We start from the raw sequence: 16482 nt of genomic DNA on the forward strand, positions 1-16482 counted from the left end.
ATACGTCTTCGATTGGCAGCAGGAATGGCTTGTCAATCGCACGCTCTGGTTCTGGGATGTAAGAATCCAGGAAGCCAGCCAGTTCGATGATTTTCGCTTCCCACTCTGCATCGCCTTCCAGCGCTTTCAGCGCGGAACCACGAACGATTGGAGTGTCGTCGCCTGGGAAATCGTACTGAGACAGCAGTTCACGAACTTCCATCTCTACCAGTTCCAGCAGCTCTTCGTCATCAACCATGTCGCACTTGTTCAGGAACACGATGATGTAAGGAACGCCTACCTGACGACCCAGCAGGATGTGCTCACGAGTCTGAGGCATAGGGCCGTCAGTCGCAGCAACAACCAGGATCGCGCCGTCCATCTGCGCAGCACCGGTGATCATGTTTTTAACATAGTCGGCGTGGCCTGGGCAGTCTACGTGTGCGTAGTGGCGAGTCGGGGTGTCATACTCAACGTGAGAAGTGTTGATGGTGATACCACGAGCTTTTTCTTCTGGTGCGTTATCGATCTGGTCGAAAGCACGAGCAGCACCGCCGTAGGTTTTAGCCAGTACGGTAGTGATTGCAGCGGTCAGCGTTGTTTTACCATGGTCAACGTGGCCGATAGTACCGACGTTAACGTGCGGTTTTGTACGTTCAAACTTTTCTTTAGACATCGATTGTCCCTCTAAGACACGGATAAATCGGTGATATCACCACATCAACCAGGCGAAAATGCCTGAACTGTTGAATACATTTACATTGAAACAGAGAGAAAGGGAGGGAGAAGTGAAGTGGTGCTGATACCCAGAGTCGAACTGGGGACCTCACCCTTACCAAGGGTGCGCTCTACCAACTGAGCCATATCAGCACGTATTGGAGCGGGCAGCGGGAATCGAACCCGCATCATCAGCTTGGAAGGCTGAGGTAATAGCCATTATACGATGCCCGCATCCTGAAACTCGGCTACCCAGTTCTTTCTGTAACAAAAAAAGAGATTTCTCTCTTTTCTGTTCGAGCTGGTCAATTTTTCCAACCAGCTCCGGCGGCGTTGACGCTGCCAGAAAGTGGTGGTGGGGGAAGGATTCGAACCTTCGAAGTCTGTGACGGCAGATTTACAGTCTGCTCCCTTTGGCCGCTCGGGAACCCCACCGGACTTGATGGTGCCGACTACCGGAATCGAACTGGTGACCTACTGATTACAAGTCAGTTGCTCTACCTACTGAGCTAAGTCGGCATCAAGTAGCGCGCATTCTATGGAGACCTGCGCAGTCATGCAACTAAAAAATTGCATAAAACGTTCTTTCGCTCACATTTTATTCGAAACCAGGGCTAACCGCTGTAAATTCATCCGCTCACGGTTAAAAATTCAACATGAACGCCTGATTTCGGCACGCTATAGCCCCACGTGATACCTGCCCGGTTAAGCATCGCTTTCCCATATTTTTTCTTATTATTCCTCTCATCTGGTGTTAACCTCCTGCCCATTGTCCAAAATTAACTATGTGATGAGCCCGCACCCGCCGTTTCGTGATGGTTCACAGAAGCATGCTTATGAGCAAAAAAGAGCAAACGTTAATGACGCCCTATCTTCAGTTTAACCGTAGCCAGTGGGCAGCCCTGCGTGACTCCGTCCCTATGACACTGACGGAAGGTGAAATCGCACGGCTAAAAGGGATAAACGAAGATCTCTCCCTGGAAGAGGTGGCAGAAATCTATCTCCCCCTCTCTCGCTTGCTTAACTTCTATATCAGCTCCAATTTGCGTCGTCAGGCCGTCCTGGAACAGTTCCTCGGCACGAACGGTCAACGTATTCCTTATATCATCAGTATTGCGGGCAGCGTGGCAGTGGGTAAAAGTACCACCGCGCGCGTGCTTCAGGCGCTGCTGAGCCGCTGGCCGGAACACCGCAGCGTGGAGCTGATCACCACCGACGGCTTCCTGCATCCCAACGAGGTGTTGAAAGAACGCGGCCTGATGAAAAAGAAGGGCTTCCCGCTCTCTTATGATATGCACCGCCTGGTAAAGTTTGTTTCAGATCTAAAATCGGGCGTACCTCACGTTACCGCGCCGGTTTACTCACATCTGATCTACGACCGCATCCCGGATGGCGACAAAACGGTTGTGCAGCCCGACATCCTGATTCTGGAAGGCTTAAACGTCCTGCAAAGCGGGATGGATTACCCTCACGATCCGCATCATGTGTTTGTCTCTGACTTTGTCGATTTCTCAATCTATGTCGATGCGCCGGAAGATTTGCTGCAACGCTGGTATATCAACCGCTTCCTGAAGTTCCGCGAAGGGGCGTTCACCGACCCGGATTCCTACTTCCACAACTACGCCCAGCTCTCTGAAGAAGAGGCTATCAGCGTGGCGACCGGGCTGTGGAATGAGATCAACTACGTCAACCTCAAAGAGAACATCCTGCCGACGCGCGAACGCGCAAGCCTGATCCTCACCAAGAGTGAGAAACACGCCGTCGACCAGATTCGTTTACGGAAGTAGACCTCAGACGTAAAAAAACCGGCTTATCGCCGGTTTTTTTATTTATGCATGCGGCTTTTCGCCGTTTTCATCCTGATCGACCGCGAAGCAGGCCACCAGCTGTCCACCATAATCCTTTAGCTGTGGCTGCAACTGCGTACACGGACCGAAGCGGCGACGGCAGCGGGCGTTAAACGCACATCCCGGCGGCGGGTTAAGCGGGCTTGGCAACTCACCGGTCAGCTTAATGCGCTCACGGCGGTCATCCGGGTTCAGCCGCGGCGTCGCAGACAGCAGTGCCTGGGTATACGGATGACGCGGGTTAGTAAAGATCTGATCTTTCGTCCCCTTCTCCACGCAGCGTCCCAGATACATCACCATCACCTCATCGGCAATGTGCTCGACCACGGACAGGTCATGGGAGATGAAGACGTACGACAGTCCCAGATCCTGCTGTAAATCCATCATCAGGTTAAGCACCTGCGCGCGAACGGACACGTCAAGCGCTGAGACCGGCTCATCGGCAATCACCACGTCCGGGTCAAGCATCAGCCCACGAGCGATGGCAATACGCTGACGCTGACCACCAGAGAACATATGCGGGTAGCGATCGTAATGCTCGGTTTTAAGCCCCACCTTCGCCATCATCGCCAGCGCTTTTTCACGACGCTGCTCTTTGCTCAGATTGCTGTTAATCAGCAGCGGTTCTTCCAGAATCTGCCCCACTTTTTTACGCGGGTTTAAAGAACCGTACGGGTTCTGGAACACAATCTGGATTTTCTGGCGACGCAGCTTCTGCGCCTGCGGATCGTGCTTGAGCAGATCCTGGCCCTGATAGTAAAGCTCGCCGCCGGTTGGCGTTTCAATCATCGTCAGCAGACGGCCCAGCGTGGATTTCCCACAGCCCGACTCCCCGACGACCGCCAGCGTTTTACCGCGTTCAAGGCTGAAGGAGACGCCGTCCAGCGCTTTTACCAGGCGCTCGGGGGCAAAAATCCCCTTCTTCACCGGGTAATGTTTTTTCAGGTCGATAGCCTGCAACAGCGGCTGTTGCGTGGTGGCCTGGTGCGTACTCATAGTGTTGGCCTCCCGGCATCATCGAGTGGGTAGTGGCATTTTGACTGCCGACCATCGGCCAGCAGATTCAGCTCTGGCTCCTCGGCGCGGCATTTATCTGTCGCATACGGGCAGCGCGGATTCAGCAGGCAGCCCTGCGGACGGTCATATTTACCCGGAACCACACCCGGCAGTGACGCCAGACGCGCTTTGTCCTGGGCAAACTCCGGCAGCGCACGCAGCAACGCCTGCGTATACGGATGACGCGGCGCGCGGAAGATATCGTGCGAACTTCCGGTCTCCACCACCTGACCCGCGTACATCACGATGATTTTGTGTGCCGCTTCCGCCACCAGCGCCAGGTCGTGCGTAATCAGCACCAGCGCCATATTCTCTTTCTGCTGCAACTCCAGCAGCAGCTCGATGATTTGCGCCTGGATGGTCACGTCCAGCGCGGTAGTTGGTTCATCGGCAATCAGCAGTTTTGGTCGACAGGCAATCGCCATGGCGATCATCACGCGCTGACTCATGCCGCCGGAAAGCTGATGCGGGTAAACGTCCAGACGCGATGCTGGGTCAGGTATCCCCACCTGGTTCAGCAGATCGATAGCACGCTGGCGACGGGTTTTCTTATTCCCACCCTGATGCACCTTAATCGCTTCCATAATCTGGAAACCCACGGTGTAGCATGGGTTCAGGCTGGTCATGGGGTCCTGGAAGATCATCGCCACTTCCGCGCCCACCAGCTGGCGGCGCTGTTTTTCGGAAATACGCTTCAGATCCTGACCGTTGAACTCCAGATTTTCTGCCATCACGCGGCCGGGGTAGTCAATCAGCCCCATAATCGCCAGCGAACTCACTGACTTACCGGAGCCCGACTCTCCTACAATCCCGACCACTTCGCCCTGATTAACGCTGTAGCTGATACGGTCCACGGCGCGAAACGGTGTGCCTTCGTCGCCAAAGTGCACGGATAATTTATTTACATTTAATAACGCCATCTCGTGCCTCTTACTGCTTCAGTTTGGGATCAAGTGCATCACGCAGACCATCACCCATCAGGTTAAATGCCAGCACCGTCAGCAGAATCGCCAGACCCGGGAAGGTGACGACCCACCAGGCGCTTTGCGCGAACTGCAACACGTCGGAGAGCATGGTGCCCCACTCCGGTGTTGGCGGCTGCGCACCCATGCCAAGGAAGCCAAGAGCGGCCATATCAAGAATGGCGTTAGAGAAACCGAGCGACGCCTGAACAATCAGCGGCGCAAGGCAGTTTGGGAAGATATTGATAAACATCTGACGCATCGCACCGGCACCCGCCACGCGAGAGGCGGTAACGTAGTCGCGGTTCACTTCCACCAGCACCGCCGCACGGGTCAGACGCACATAGTGCGGTAGCGCAACAAACGTCAGCGCAAGCGCGGCGTTACCAATCGACGGACCGAAGATCGCCACCAGCACCAGCGCCAGCAGCAGGCTTGGTAATGCCAGCATAATGTCGACGACGCGCATGATGATGTTATCAACAATGCCGCCGAAGTAGCCTGCCACCAGGCCGAGTACGATCCCCATGATCAGCGACAGTACGACAACGAGGCAGCCAACCAGCAGCGACAGGCGTGCGCCGTACATCAGGCGCGAAAGCACATCGCGACCCACGTCGTCGGTGCCCAGCAGGTGCGCCAGGCTTCCGCCGTCCTGCCATGCAGGAGGTGCCAGCAGCGCATCGCGGAACTGATCAGCCGGGTTATACGGCGCAAGGACGTTCGCAAACACCGCAATCAGGATCATGATGGAAACATACACCAGCCCGACGACCGCGCCTTTGTTGCGCTTGAAGTAGTGCCAGAATTCCTGCATCGGCGTCATTGGCACCGGTGCGGTGACCACTTTATTTTGAGTAACTTGTGACATGATGGCCCCTTACTTCTTATGACGAATACGCGGGTTCACCACGCCGTACAGCAAATCGACCAGCAGGTTGACGAGAATAATCATCGTCGCGACCAGCAGTACACCGCCCTGCACAACCGGATAGTCACGGCGTTGCAGCGCATCAATCAGCCAGCGTCCAAGACCCGGCCAGGAGAAGATGGTTTCGGTCAGGATCGCCCCCGCCAGCAGCGTACCGACCTGCAAACCGATAACGGTTACCACCGGCAGCATAGCGTTTCGCAGGGCATGAATGATGATGACGCGCATACGGGTCAGGCCTTTAGCGCGGGCAGTACGAATATAATCCTCGCCCAGCACTTCCAGCATGGAGGAACGGGTCATACGCACGATCACCGCCAGAGGGATGGTGCCCAACACCATTGCAGGCAGGATCATGTGCGCAACCGCATCAATGAAGTTGCCCTCTTCGCCCCAGATCGCTGTATCAATCAGCATAAAGCCGGTTAACGGATTGGTGTCGTCAAGGAAAACCATATCGCTGACGCGTCCGGAGACCGGCGTCAGGTTCCACTGCACCGAGACCAGCATGATCAGCATCATGCCCCACCAGAAGATAGGCATGGAGTAGCCGGTCAGTGCCAGGCCAACAGCGGTGTGGTCAAAAATAGAGCCACGTTTAACGGCAGCCAGTACGCCAACGGGGATCCCTACCGCGGTCGCGAAGATCATGGCGCAGATACCGAGTTCCAGCGTCGCTTTAAAGCGAGGTACGAACTCGTCCCACACCGGAAGACGGCTTTTCAGTGAAATCCCTAAATCGCCGTGCAACACGCCCCAGATATAGTGGAGATACTGCTGCCACATCGGCTTATCAAGGCCGAGTTCAGCCAGCAGTTGCGCATGACGTTCAGGGGAGATACCACGCTCGCCCGCCATAATCATCACCGGATCACCCGGGATCATATGGACGAAGGCAAAAGTGAGAAGGGTGATACCGATAAACGTCGGGATAACCAGTCCCAGACGTCGGAGGATGAACTGCAACATAACCCGGATTCTCTCTGATGACGCACACTCAGTGGCGTGACGTCTGTATTGCTCACAAATGTAAATTCCCTCTCCCTGTGGGAGAGGGTTAGGGTGAGGGGGTGCATGCACGCCCCTCACCCCTGCCCTCTCCCACAGGGAGAGGGAGAACACCCTACTTATTATTCAACAGACACGTTTTCGAAGTGGTGTTTGCCCAGTGGATCGACCACGTAGCCCTTCACTTCTTTACGCACTGGCTCGTACACGGTGGAGTGAGCAACAATCAGCGCCGGAGCCTGATCGTGCATGACAACCTGCGCTTGCTTATACAGTTCGATACGTTTGTTGTGATCGTCGGTCGCACGCGCCGGCTGGATCAGATCTTCAAACGGCTTGTAGCACCAGCGAGAATAGTTAGAACCGTCTTTCGCTGCCGCACAGCTGAACAGGGTCGCGAAGAAGTTGTCCGGATCCCCGTTGTCACCGGTCCAGCCCATCATGACCGCCTGGTGTTCACCCGCTTTGGCGCGCTTCAGGTACTCGCCCCACTCGTAGGTCACAATCTTGGCCTGTACGCCAATCTTCGCCCAGTCAGCCTGAACCATTTCCGCCATACGGCGTGCGTTCGGGTTGTAAGGACGCTGTACCGGCATCGCCCACAGCTCAACGGTAAAGCCTTTGTCCTGGCCCGCTTCTTTCAGCAGCGCTTTCGCTTTCTCAGGATCGTAGGTGTAGTCCTTAATGTCGTCGTTATAGCCCCACATGGTTGGTGGGATCAGGTTCTTGGCCGCAACGCCTGCGCCCTGGTAAACGGCTTTGATGATCGCTTCTTTGTTCACCGCGTAGGTCAGCGCCTGACGCACTTTCACGTCATCGAACGGTTTCTTCTCGGTGTTGAAGGAGAGATAACCCACGTTCAGGCCCGCCTGCTCCAGCAGGTTGATATTTTTGTCCTGCTTCATGCGCGCGATGTCAGCCGGGTTTGGATACGGCATCACCTGACATTCGTTTTTCTGCAATTTTGCGTAACGCACGGATGCGTCAGGCGTGATGGAGAAGACCAGACGGTCGATCTGCGGCTTGGTGCCCCAGTAGCCCGGGAAGGCTTTATACAGAATACGGGAATCTTTCTGGTACTGAAGCAGCTGGAACGGGCCGGTACCGATTGGGTTCAGGTCCACTTTTTCCGGAGTGCCGGCTTTCAGCATGTTGTCAGCGTACTCTTTAGAGAGAATCGAGGCGAAGTCCATCGCCAGGTCAGCCAGGAATGGCGCTTCCGGACGCGTCAGCACAAACTGGACGGTTTTATCGTCCACTTTTTTCACTTCAGCGATCAGGTCTGGCAGACCCATCCCTTCGAAGTATTCATAGCTGCCGCCAGACACTTTATGGTACGGGTTCTGGGCATTTTTCTGACGGTCGAAGGAGAACACAACGTCGTCGGCGTTAAAGTCGCGCGTAGGTTTAAATTCTTTGCTGTCCTGCCACTTCACGCCCTGACGCAGGTGGAAGGTATAGGTTTTACCGTCTTCGCTGATATCCCACTTTTCAGCCAGGCCAGGAATCACTTCCGTGGTGCCGGTTTTAAATTCAACCAGACGGTTATAGATCGGTACAGAGCTTGCGTCGTAAGTCGTACCAGAGGTAAAGAGCTGTGGGTTAAAGCCTTCCGGAGAGCCTTCAGAACAGTAAACCAGGGTTTTTGCCTGTACGCTTGCTGCAACGGTCATGGCCACCAGGCTCAGACCAAGCTTCAGCATCCCTGACTTCTTCAAGGAAATACTCATTATTGTGCTCCAATGTGATGTTTTGCTTTGTTGTGTTACGCCGCCTGACCTTTATTTATTTTTTACCCGGTCCGGTCGGTGATGCCCGAAGGCGTTAAAAGGGATAGAGAATCCTTTCAGAAGAGCGTTTGAGTTGCAGCGCAGATCCTCCCTGAAATGCCCCTCGTGCCCTACAATCTGTCAACAGAATGTGAAAACGTCAATACAGGTGGCGGGGATTTACGTGGAGTGTGAGAAACCGCAAACAAAGATTAAAAAAACCCTGACCGTGAGTTTTCAGCAGAGAAATTTATGCTACTCGCCATGATGCAGCACAATTATCTTCATATTTCGCAACACTCAGTGATTAAGTTTTATTCAGAATGGGTAAATTTTCTTACAGGATGGTGATTATCTGAGCACTAAATACCGCGAACGTTAAAACGCACAGCGAAAAATGCTGAGGTTATCCATAAGCAACGCGAAAAAAGATCAAACTATATATAAAAAAATACAATGGATTATGTCACAAAACCGCAAGCAGGCAGGGGGAAGCAGGGCTAAGGGGTATTTTGAGGACTCGTGCGGGGTAACGCGTTAATGCAAAAAGGGCTAACCTTGCGGTTAGCCCTTTTTAGAATGTGGTCGGCGAGAGAGGATTCGAACCTCCGACCCACTGGTCCCAAACCAGTTGCGCTACCAAGCTGCGCTACTCGCCGAATGCGGAGCGCATCTTACTGCTGAGGTGCGCCCCCGTCAATCCCTTATTTTCAAAAAGCCATTCAACTGGCGATATTCTCGCCAGACCAGCTACTGCGCGGCTTTTGTGGTGTTATCAGGGAGTTTACACCAGTTGTTGTTTTCGTTAATCCCACCGTTCGGTGAGGTATAGCCGAGACAGCCCATAATGGTGTCGTACAGCTCAACGTGACGGCGCGGTACCTTGATCTCTGCCTGCTGTTTCAGATGGGCAAACATTTTGGCTTTGTCCGGATTTTCCAGGTACTTATCCGACATCCACATGATCATCGGCACGCGGAACTGCTCAGGCGGGGCCAGCTTACGCGGCGTACCGTGTAAATGCTCTTTCTCGTTGATGGACTCGCCGTGGTCGGCCGCGTAGATCACAATCGCTTTCTTATCGCGAAGCTGGTCGATCACCCGACTGAGGAAGGTATCCACATACAGAATCGAGTTATCATAGGCATTGATCAGCTCCTGCTTGCTACAGTTCTTGTTAATGCCGACGCACTCAGGCGTCCATTTGGCGAAATCGCGCGTGTAACGCTGATAGTAGCTGTAGTGTGACCCTTTGGTATGCAGAACAATAAGATGCTTACCCTGCGGATGGTTTTTCAGTGACTGTTCCATCTCAGAGAGCAGCAGCATGTCATCAACGTTCTTTCCGCGGTTACGCGGCTCGGCGCCAATCTGCTCGCGGTAGGCGATGTTATCCGCCATGGTGTTGGTGTAGAACCACATCTCACTTTGCATGGCGAACAGATCGGAGCTAAATCCAAGCTGCTTCAGAACAGCAAACACGTTTTGCTCTTTGAGAGTGCGCTGAGGATTATCACTCGCACCGCCCTCACGAACAAACATACAGCGCAACGAGAGCTTCGTGGCGGTATCGCAGGAGTAGCCGCGGTAAGCTACAAGATTCTTTTCCTGCGCCAGTTTCGGGGTGGTATCGCGGTCATAACCGAGGATACCCATATGATCCCAGCGCGTCGTTTCGCCGATAACGAAGACCACGTAAGTATCATCCAGCCCGTCAGCCGGAGCCTGGTAGGTGAACTTTTTGGTTGGGTTAATCAGCGATTTCACATCGCTGGATTCGTCCGCCTGAGCCCAGGCATAAAGACCTAACGCCGACAGCCAGTTAGACGGCAGATACGAGTTAGCCACCACGCCGCCGTAGCTTGGCATATCCACGCCTGTCGCTTTTTCGATCCTTTTTTGCTGTTTTTCCATCAGGCGAATAGGCGCCCACACCAGCAGACCCGCCAGAAGAACGACGGCGACGTTGCGGATGCGCTGTCCCCGGGTACGCAGCTGGCGTAACAGGGTGTAGCGGCAGGTGTTACTCCAGATAAAGAAGAGCGGGATCAGGCAGGTCAGAATCGTCCACAGGATGAACCCTTGACCCACCACCTCTTTCGAGAGGTCGATGTCCGTGGTCATCACCGAGGCCACAATACCGTAGCCAATGACCACATTCATGAATGTCATGTAATAGCTTGCGGCGGCGGAGATAATCACCACCAGCGAGGCCAGAACCTGCCATGTACGTCTGCCAAAAAGCGAGAGCAGACGTAGCAGGAAGAAGGTCGCCAGAATTGAGCCAAACACTTCAATCGCGGCAAAAATTCCATTTCTTACAGTGAGGTGTTCGAAATAACCTTCCACTCGTCTGAACAGCACCGCGCCATTCAGAAACAAACCGATATAGACAGCCAGCATCAGACACAATCTTTGCTGGGTAAGAGACCTAATATATTTCATGCAAACAACCCTGGGGGAAGGGGTATAAAGACCCGCCGAATCTCAGTGAGAAAGCTGACAGAGTAAGTAGATGCGAGAGAAACCGTTATCAGAAACGTCTACAAGCGCGATAAGTAGACCACAGCAGGAAAGAAAAGTGGCAGCAGAGAATGTGAATCGATGAAGATTTTTACAAAATAGCAAGTCCGGAAGCGATTTAGAAATAAATAAAAGAGGCCCTGCGGCCCCTTTTTATCGAATCATGCATGCGCTTCTTTATATACCTCGCGCTGCGGCTGACGAATCGTGGTGGACAGCGCCAGCGAAATAATCAGCAAGGCAAATATCACGCAGAATGTCACGTAGAAGCCACCAAACAGCGAGGCAATCAGTGAACCGCAAATACTGCCGATACCGAAGCCGAGATAAATCACGCCGTAGTTTTTCGCCAGGTTGTTCAGGCCGAAGAACTCGCTCACCAGCGACGGGAAGACGGTAATAGTGCCGCCAAAGTTAAAGGCTACGCAGGCTATCGCCGCAAAGAATGTCGCCTCGTTCAGCGGAGCGAACAGCAGTGCTGCCATACCCACCAGGGAGATCACCTGCCCCAGCGTAATCACGCGGATCCGGGCGATTTTGTCAGACAAGATACCCAGTACCAGACGACCCGAGAGGTTAGCGATAGAGATGACCGTTACGGCGTTCGCCGCCGTCGCCGCGTCCAGTTTTACCATTCCCTGCGCGATATCTGTCGCCACACCGATGACATACAGACCGCTCATGCAGGCCGTCAGGAACATCACCGCCAGCATCCAGTACTGCGGCTTACGCATGGACTGAGCGAGGGTGAAATCGTTCTCCACCACGCCGTTAACGGTTTTCACTTCCTGCTGCGGCGCATCTTTCATCAGCGTGGCGCCGAAGAGGATCATTACCAGCACAATCACGCCCCAGATCATAAAGGTTTTCTCAAGCCCAACCGAGGCCAGCAGATGCGCATCGATGAATTTGAAGCCGAGGCTGCCCAGGCCATATGAACCAATGGCAAATGCGGAGATAAGCCCTTTACGCTCCGGGAACCACTTCACGCAGTTAGACAGCGTCAGCAGATAACCTGCGCCGTCCGCCAGCCCCACCAGCACCCCGGCGCTCAGCCACAGCATCATCAGGTTGTTAGAATATGCCGTCAGGAAGAATCCCAAGCCCAGCAAGATCCCGGATGCCATGGTTACACGCTTCACGCCGAAACGTTCCTGAAGTTTGCCCGCCACGGAAGAGGAAATTGCTAACCCAAGACTCAGCAAGCCGAAGGAGAATGCCACCTGGCTTATCGGCGCGCCGAGCTTATCGGACAGGGCGCTGTTAAACAGGCTCCAGGTATAGACCGATCCCAGTGCGAACTGGGTAACGATGGTGCCGAATAGCGTCAGCCAACGCGTGCGGTTATAAGTTGATGTGTTCATGGCAGTGTCCTGCAAGATAAATTATGGAAATTCGCTGAGGACAACGATAAACAAAACCTTTATAGCGTTGGGGAAAAACGGAATGAAATGCAGGAGAGAAGGAATGAAATGCCTGGGATCTGGAATGAATGACCTTGCCGGGGAATGAAGCGCTGTTCTGTTAGTGGGCACTATCGCTCCAGACCCCGTCATAATTGTATTAAATATGTTATCGTATCGTTTAAAAAAATAACAACCCTTAAAATTTGGCGCTCAATCCCAGCGTATATAAATATTCTTCTTCAGTTTGCTGGTTATAGCTGATCTTCGCCCAGGGGTGTAAATCACCATACTGCGTATCAACACGCCAACCCAATGAGTTCACGCTGGCATGCCAGAGGGGATCGGTAAGCGACTGCGTGGTGGTTGTATCCTCAAACGCATTCACCGTTACAGGGGGAGCGCCATCAGTGCGCCACGCCATGACGGGCCCGGTGGTGAAATGTCCCGCCACGGGAAAATTCCAGCCAACGCTCAGAACGGTTTCCGCATCCGAACCGGAGGGATCGTTCAGGGTAAACCCCGTAGCATTCTGCGTGCGGTTAATACGCTCCGCGAGAATATCTTCATAACGAGGTTGGTGATCGGCGTCCCATGTATAACGTTCCGTCGTATTACTTTGTGCATCTGAAACGATATATTCCTGTTGCCACGCAAAAGCGGTGTGACAAAAAAGCAGGCAGACTGAAACACCCACCAGGCCAGAAGCAGCATGGCGACCACTGATTTTTTTTATCATCATCAAAGCGACTCCAGAAAGAGCCGAGTTCGGCGATATATGTCATTGTTCGAAGAGGTATTAGGGCGTATAGCCCTGTATTAACTATTGTCTCTTTAGCAGACACGTCAAGCCGGGCAGATTGAAATTTTTGCGTTTACCGTATCAGGAAGGGAGATGACCTATGCAACGTTGCGGCTGGGTAAGCCAGGATCAGCTTTATATCGATTATCACGACAAGGAATGGGGCGTACCGGAAACCGACGGTAAAAAACTATTTGAAATGATTTGCCTTGAAGGCCAGCAGGCCGGGCTGTCGTGGATCACCGTTCTGAAAAAGCGTGAGAACTATCGCAAAGCCTTCCACCAGTTCGATCCGGCTGCGGTTGCCGCCATGACCGACGACGACGTACAAAAGCTGGTTCTGGATACCGGTATCATCCGCCATCGCGGTAAAATTCAGGCCATTATTGGTAACGCGCGTGCTTATCTGGCGATGGAGCAAAATGGCGAACCCTTTTCAGCATTTGTCTGGTCGTTTGTGGATAACGAGCCGAAGGTGACGCAGGCCGCCACGCTTGCAGAGATCCCAACGTCGACCCCCGCCTCAGATGCCCTGTCGAAAGCGCTGAAAAAACGCGGCTTTAAGTTTGTGGGCACCACCATCTGTTACTCCTTTATGCAGGCCTGCGGGCTGGTCAATGACCACATTACGGGCTGCTTCTGCCATCCGGAGGGCCACCATGATCCGCAAATGGCAAAGTGAGAACACCGCGCCGCTTTTGAGTCTGTGGCTGGAGAGCACCACCGAGGCGCATCCGTTTATCGACGCAAGTTACTGGCAAGCGAATGAAGCGGTAGTGCGGGATGAATACCTTCCCGCCGCCGAGACCTGGGTCTGGGAAGAAAACGGTACCCTGTGCGGTTTTATCAGCGTCATGCAGTTCCAGTTCGTGGGGGCGCTGTTTGTCGCCCCGGCGTTCATCGGAAAGGGGATTGGGCGTGCGCTGCTGAACCACGTTCAGCAGCACTACCCGTATTTAACCCTGGAGGTGTACCAGAAAAACGTGCGGGCGGTGAATTTCTATCATGCTCAGGGTTTTCGCATCGAAGACAGCGCCTGGCAGGATGATACCCAACACCCGACGTGGATCATGAGCTGGCAGGCGGATCAAACGCCGTAAGGGTAAGCGCCGGCCCCTCATATTTCTCCACCCATGCCAGCGCCGTATTCCCCGCGCAGCCATTCCCCAGCTTCGAGCTGGGGAGATCTTTGGTCAGCACGTTTACGGCGCCGTTCTTACAAATACCGCCCTCGTCCAGCGCCAGATCCGGCCATGCGCCCTGATGAATGCAGAAAACGCCAGGGCGGATCCCGTCACTCACCACGGCGCCTGCCAGCACCTGCCCGCGCGCGTTCCAGACCCGAACGAGATCGCCGTCGTTAATCCCCCGCGCCTTTGCATCGTCGCTATTCAGCGCGATCGGCTCACGACCCGCCACCGCATACTGCTCGCGCAGAGCCGAATAGTTGAGCTGGCTGTGCAGACGATGGGCAGGATGGGCAGACAGCAGCTGAAGCTGCCCCGGCTGCGCATTGCCATGCCATTCGTCCGGCTCCAGCCACGCCGGATGCGGCGGACAGTCCGCGTAGCCAAAGCTGGCGATGCGTTCGCTGTAGATCACAATCTTCCCGCTTTCGGTTTTTAACGGGTGATTCTCCGGATCGCGACGGAAGTCAGCAAAGCGCACAAACCGCGCGTTCTGCTCGCTTTCTGGCATTTCGAAGAGTTGATTCGCCTCCCAGAACTCAGCAAATGGCGGCAGGGACACGCCCTGCGCAGCCCCGCGCTGGCTGGCAATCTGGTAAAATGTTTCCAGCCATTGCAGATCCGTTTTGCCCTCGGTGAAACGCTCCCGCCCGCCCGCTTCCCACATTTCACTCAGGTCGGCAAAGACGTCGAAATCATCCCGCGCTTCATCCCGGGGAGCCACGACGCGCTTCATCGGCACCATATGCTGGTTGCTGTAATCCCCCGTCATGGTGAGATCGTTACGCTCGAACGAGGTCGTGGCAGGCAAAACGATATCGGCATGTTTCGCTGACGCAGTCCAGAAGCACTCCGAGATCACCACCAGCTCCGGTTTCTGCCAGGCGCGGATTAGGCGGTTGGTATCCTGGTGATGGGTGAAGTTGGCCCCACCCGCCCACCAGATAAACTTAATATCCGGGAAATAGCGATCCTGACCGTTGTGCTGATAAAACCCGCCGGGGTTCTCCAGGGCTTCAACAATGCGTGCCACCGGAATTTTATCCACAGCGTCCACGCCACCCTGCACCGAGCCCTGCATGGACGCCAGCACCGCGGCTTTACGCGTCGGGTTGCCGCCGTTGGCAAAGTGATAGGAAAGGCCAAAACCGCCGCCGGGTGTGCCAATCTGCCCAAGCATCGCGGCGAGCGTCACCAGCATCCAGTGCTTTTGCTCGCCAAACTGCTGGCGCTGCATCCCCCAGCCGGACATGAGCATCGTGACATGGCTATGGAATAACGCCGCCAGTTCGCGGATTTTAACGGCATTAACGCCGCAAATCGCCGCGGCCCACTCTGCGGTTTTGGCAATACCGTCGCTTTGTCCCGTCAGATAGTCGGCAAATTTATCGAACCCCGTGGTACAACGCGCCAGAAATTCCGTGTCGTGCCAGCCGTTCTCCACCAGGGTGTGGGCGATGCCCAGCATCATCGCCACGTCGGTGCCCATATGCGGCGCGATCCACTCGGCGCTGTCGCCGAAGAAATCCAGGGTTTCAGAGCGCATCGGATCGATACAGATGATGCGCTTGCCGCTTTTGCGCAGCGCATCGAAGTAGGAAACGCCCTGCTCGTCGGACGCATTCCAGGCAATTTTCAGGGTATTGAGCGGGTTGGCGCTCCACAGCACCACCACCTCTGTATGCTCCAGCACCAGCGGCCAGCTGGTCTGCTGTTGATAAACCTCATTCCCGCCCACGACATACGGCATGATCGCCTGCGCCGCGCCGGTCGAGTAATCACCCAGATGGCCGGTATATCCTCCGGCCAGGCTCATATAGCGTTGCAGCAGGGTTGCAGCCTTATGCAGCACGCCGTTTGAGCGCCAGCCATAGGAGCCGGCAAAAATGGACGACGGGCCATAGCTGTCGCGGATGCGTTTATGCTGCGTATGGATCAGCGCCAGCGCATCGTCCCAGCTCACGCGCACGAACTCATCCTGCCCGCGAATACCCTGCGGTTTATCCGGTGACGCCAGAAAGCCTTTACGCACCATCGGCCAGCGGACGCGGGTCTTGCTGTGTACCTGATCGCGAACGACGGTCTGTAAAGAGTTGAGATGGCGCGAAGGCAAAGCCCCGCGAGACGACAGCACAGTGTCGCCATCGGTTTCGACCAGCATCGGCCCCCAGTGGGCGGCGGTCAGAATGGTTTTTGTTGAGGTGCTCAAAGCGTGCGCTCCTGGTTGCGTGCAGGTGTTTCGGCCTTTCATTGAGGCAATTTATCGTTTGTGACAAATTTCAGAGTTATACACTGAAT

The 16482-nt window shown here is 54.5% G+C and carries 13 protein-coding genes and 5 tRNA genes; 3 read left to right on the plus strand and 15 right to left on the minus strand.

All coding sequences use genetic code 11. The annotated features are described in order from the left end of the window. From ACOTZD_RS14970 to ACOTZD_RS14990, 5 genes are all read right to left on the minus strand, one after another. The coding region (locus tag ACOTZD_RS14970) for a GTP-binding protein (protein WP_072078376.1) at positions 1 to 655 on the minus strand (655 nt) is incomplete at its 3' end. A gap of 118 nt (positions 656 to 773) precedes the next feature. Continuing rightward, a tRNA-Thr gene (locus ACOTZD_RS14975) sits at positions 774 to 849 on the minus strand. Positions 850 to 855: 6 nt separating this feature from the next. Further along, positions 856 to 930, minus strand: a tRNA-Gly gene (locus tag ACOTZD_RS14980). A 116-nt stretch (positions 931 to 1046) separates the two neighbouring features. Beyond that, a tRNA-Tyr gene (locus tag ACOTZD_RS14985) sits at positions 1047 to 1131 on the minus strand. A gap of 8 nt (positions 1132 to 1139) precedes the next feature. Then, positions 1140 to 1215 (minus strand) — tRNA-Thr (locus ACOTZD_RS14990). 317 nt (positions 1216 to 1532) lie between these two features. On the opposite strand from ACOTZD_RS14990, the gene coaA reads away from it, so the two are divergent. Further along, positions 1533 to 2483 carry a type I pantothenate kinase gene (gene coaA / locus ACOTZD_RS14995; RefSeq protein ID WP_015569977.1) on the plus strand — a complete coding sequence of 317 codons (951 nt, stop codon included), beginning with the start codon at positions 1533 to 1535 and terminating at the stop codon, positions 2481 to 2483. Between the two features lie 42 nt (positions 2484 to 2525). Here the strand turns inward: coaA and dppF are convergent, their stop codons facing one another. The 9 genes from dppF to ACOTZD_RS15040 all read right to left on the minus strand — a co-directional run bounded on the left by dppF (position 2526) and on the right by ACOTZD_RS15040 (position 12937). Further along, the gene (dppF, locus tag ACOTZD_RS15000; protein ID WP_022650198.1) at positions 2526 to 3539 is read right to left on the minus strand and encodes a dipeptide ABC transporter ATP-binding subunit DppF; all 1014 of its coding nucleotides are present in this window, start codon (positions 3537 to 3539) and stop codon (positions 2526 to 2528) included. Beyond that, a complete protein-coding gene (gene dppD, locus ACOTZD_RS15005; protein ID WP_022650197.1) occupies positions 3536 to 4519 on the minus strand; it encodes a dipeptide ABC transporter ATP-binding protein in 984 nt (327 codons plus the stop codon). Before dppD ends, dppF begins: the two co-directional genes overlap by 4 nt. Positions 4520 to 4529: 10 nt before the next feature. Further along, on the minus strand, positions 4530 to 5432 hold the full coding sequence (gene dppC, locus ACOTZD_RS15010; RefSeq protein ID WP_003862349.1) for a dipeptide ABC transporter permease DppC: 903 nt from the start codon (positions 5430 to 5432) through the stop codon (positions 4530 to 4532). A 9-nt stretch (positions 5433 to 5441) separates the two neighbouring features. Then, complete coding sequence (gene dppB, locus ACOTZD_RS15015) at positions 5442 to 6461, minus strand: dipeptide ABC transporter permease DppB (RefSeq protein ID WP_006810536.1); 1020 nt, start codon at positions 6459 to 6461, stop codon at positions 5442 to 5444. Positions 6462 to 6622: 161 nt separating this feature from the next. Continuing rightward, a complete protein-coding gene (dppA, locus tag ACOTZD_RS15020) occupies positions 6623 to 8230 on the minus strand; it encodes a dipeptide ABC transporter periplasmic-binding protein DppA (protein ID WP_003860756.1) in 1608 nt (535 codons plus the stop codon). A 621-nt stretch (positions 8231 to 8851) separates the two neighbouring features. Further along, a tRNA-Pro gene (locus tag ACOTZD_RS15025) sits at positions 8852 to 8928 on the minus strand. Positions 8929 to 9019: 91 nt separating this feature from the next. Further along, the gene (eptB, locus tag ACOTZD_RS15030) at positions 9020 to 10714 is read right to left on the minus strand and encodes a kdo(2)-lipid A phosphoethanolamine 7''-transferase (protein ID WP_023323998.1); all 1695 of its coding nucleotides are present in this window, start codon (positions 10712 to 10714) and stop codon (positions 9020 to 9022) included. Between the two features lie 239 nt (positions 10715 to 10953). Next, entirely contained in the window at positions 10954 to 12156 is a 1203-nt protein-coding gene (locus tag ACOTZD_RS15035; protein ID WP_174402202.1) for an L-lactate MFS transporter, read from the minus strand. 238 nt (positions 12157 to 12394) lie between these two features. Then, positions 12395 to 12937: a lipase gene (locus ACOTZD_RS15040; RefSeq protein WP_022650194.1), complete on the minus strand. Its 543-nt coding sequence runs from the start codon at positions 12935 to 12937 to the stop codon at positions 12395 to 12397. Between the two features lie 160 nt (positions 12938 to 13097). Here ACOTZD_RS15040 and tag point away from each other — a divergent pair, with 160 nt between their 5' ends. Then, complete coding sequence (gene tag / locus ACOTZD_RS15045) at positions 13098 to 13679, plus strand: DNA-3-methyladenine glycosylase I (RefSeq protein WP_022650193.1); 582 nt, start codon at positions 13098 to 13100, stop codon at positions 13677 to 13679. Next, on the plus strand, positions 13657 to 14097 hold the full coding sequence (locus ACOTZD_RS15050) for an N-acetyltransferase (RefSeq protein ID WP_022650192.1): 441 nt from the start codon (positions 13657 to 13659) through the stop codon (positions 14095 to 14097). The genes tag and ACOTZD_RS15050 overlap by 23 nt, the downstream gene beginning before the upstream one ends. Here ACOTZD_RS15050 and ACOTZD_RS15055 read toward each other — a convergent pair. Beyond that, positions 14066 to 16435 carry a molybdopterin guanine dinucleotide-containing S/N-oxide reductase gene (locus ACOTZD_RS15055; RefSeq protein WP_174402203.1) on the minus strand — a complete coding sequence of 790 codons (2370 nt, stop codon included), beginning with the start codon at positions 16433 to 16435 and terminating at the stop codon, positions 14066 to 14068. The two genes, ACOTZD_RS15050 and ACOTZD_RS15055, sit on opposite strands and share 32 nt — an antisense overlap. Between the last annotated feature and the right edge of the window lie 47 nt (positions 16436 to 16482).

It is taken from the genome of Enterobacter cloacae complex sp. SHL022 (genome assembly GCF_049237785.1).
Lineage (GTDB): Bacteria > Pseudomonadota > Gammaproteobacteria > Enterobacterales > Enterobacteriaceae > Enterobacter > Enterobacter hormaechei_C.

Coding starts and splice junctions, on each gene's coding strand:
- coaA (WP_015569977.1), top strand. CDS start 1,533: ATGAGCAAAAAAGAGCAAACGTTAATGACGCCCTATCTTCAGTTTAAC.
- dppF (WP_022650198.1), bottom strand. CDS start 3,539: ATGAGTACGCACCAGGCCACCACGCAACAGCCGCTGTTGCAGGCTATC.
- dppD (WP_022650197.1), bottom strand. CDS start 4,519: ATGGCGTTATTAAATGTAAATAAATTATCCGTGCACTTTGGCGACGAA.
- dppC (WP_003862349.1), bottom strand. CDS start 5,432: ATGTCACAAGTTACTCAAAATAAAGTGGTCACCGCACCGGTGCCAATG.
- dppB (WP_006810536.1), bottom strand. CDS start 6,461: ATGTTGCAGTTCATCCTCCGACGTCTGGGACTGGTTATCCCGACGTTT.
- dppA (WP_003860756.1), bottom strand. CDS start 8,230: ATGAGTATTTCCTTGAAGAAGTCAGGGATGCTGAAGCTTGGTCTGAGC.
- eptB (WP_023323998.1), bottom strand. CDS start 10,714: ATGAAATATATTAGGTCTCTTACCCAGCAAAGATTGTGTCTGATGCTG.
- ACOTZD_RS15035 (WP_174402202.1), bottom strand. CDS start 12,156: ATGAACACATCAACTTATAACCGCACGCGTTGGCTGACGCTATTCGGC.
- ACOTZD_RS15040 (WP_022650194.1), bottom strand. CDS start 12,937: ATGATGATAAAAAAAATCAGTGGTCGCCATGCTGCTTCTGGCCTGGTG.
- tag (WP_022650193.1), top strand. CDS start 13,098: ATGCAACGTTGCGGCTGGGTAAGCCAGGATCAGCTTTATATCGATTAT.
- ACOTZD_RS15050 (WP_022650192.1), top strand. CDS start 13,657: ATGATCCGCAAATGGCAAAGTGAGAACACCGCGCCGCTTTTGAGTCTG.
- ACOTZD_RS15055 (WP_174402203.1), bottom strand. CDS start 16,435: ATGAAAGGCCGAAACACCTGCACGCAACCAGGAGCGCACGCTTTGAGC.